1 protein-coding gene is annotated in these 1,432 nt (G+C 68.0%); it reads left to right on the forward strand.

Annotated features, from left to right (window positions below; all coding sequences use genetic code 11):
- Positions 1-1,432: proline dehydrogenase family protein (locus ACQKDV_RS19495; protein ID WP_427785867.1), on the forward strand; the 1,432-nt coding region annotated here is incomplete at both ends.

The following is a 1,432-nucleotide window of genomic DNA, read 5'->3' on the forward strand; positions in this document are numbered from 1 at the left end:
GCCGCTCACCCCGGGGATGTTGTCCACCGCATCGCCGCTCAGCGCCAGGTAATCGGGGATCTGGTGTTCCCGCGCTACGAGCACGCCAAGCGCGAGCGCGTGCTGAAGGACCTGGTGCCGGGCGTGCTGGAACTGGCGCAACTGGCCAGGAGCTACGGCATCGGCTGCACCGTCGACGCCGAAGAATCGGACCGCCTGGAACTGTCGCTGGACATCATCGAGCAGGTGTTCTCCGACGCCTCGCTGTCCGGCTGGGATGGCTTCGGCGTGGTCGTGCAGGCCTACCAGAAGCGCACCCCGTACACGATCGACCACCTGGCCGACATGGCGCGCCGCGCCGGTCGCCGGCTGCAGGTGCGCCTGGTGAAGGGCGCCTACTGGGATGCCGAGATCAAGCGCGCGCAGATCGAAGGCTATCCGGGCTACCCGGTGTTCACCCGCAAGCAGAACACCGACGTCTCCTACCTGGCCTGCGCCAAGCGCCTGTTCACGCATGCCGATGCGATCTACCCGATGTTCGCCACGCACAACGCGCACACCATCGCGGCGGTGCGCAGCATCGCCAATGGCGGCGTGTACGAACACCAGAAGCTGCACGGCATGGGCGACGACCTGTACGCCGAAGTGGTGCCGGCCGACCGCCTGGGCCTGCCCTGCCGCGTGTACGCGCCGGTCGGTTCGCATGAAGACCTGCTGCCGTACCTGGTGCGCCGCCTGCTGGAAAACGGCGCCAACTCCAGCTTCGTCAACCGCATCACCGACGAGCGCGTGCCGATCGCCGACCTGATCCGCGATCCGGTCGAGATGGTGTCCTCATTCGCTTCGATTCCGCATCCCAAGATCCCGCTGCCGGTTGACCTGCTGCGCAGCCAGAACCACGACAGGAAGAACTCCATGGGCGCCAACCTCGCCAACGACAACGAACTGCGCGCCCTGGCCGAGCAGCTCAACGCTGCAGTGAAGCCCTGGTCGGCCGCGCCGCTGGTGCCGGGTGCCAGCCCCGCCGGTGCAACCCTGCCGGTGACCAACCCGGCCGACACCCGCGACGTGGTCGGCCAGTGGCAGGCGGCCGATGCCGCAACCGTGCAGAAGGCGCTGGCCAATGCCGTGGCCGCGCAGCCGGCCTGGAACCGCACCCCGGCCGCCAGCCGCGCCGCCATCCTCGAACACGCCGCCGACCAGTTGGAAGCACGCATGCCTGAGTTCATGGCGCTGTGCGTGAAGGAAGCCGGCAAGAGCCTGCCCGACGGCATCGCCGAGGTGCGCGAAGCGGTGGACTTCCTGCGCTACTACGCCAAGCAGGCGCGCGAGCAGTTCAGCCACGCCGAGAAGCTGCCGAGCCCGACCGGTGAATCCAACGAGCTGCAGCTGCACGGCCGCGCTCAGGAGAGCGGCAACAGGCTCTGCTCGCAACTCAACCAAACGTTCACTG

This window comes from Stenotrophomonas sp. NPDC077659 (assembly GCF_050268705.1).
Lineage (GTDB): Bacteria > Pseudomonadota > Gammaproteobacteria > Xanthomonadales > Xanthomonadaceae > Stenotrophomonas.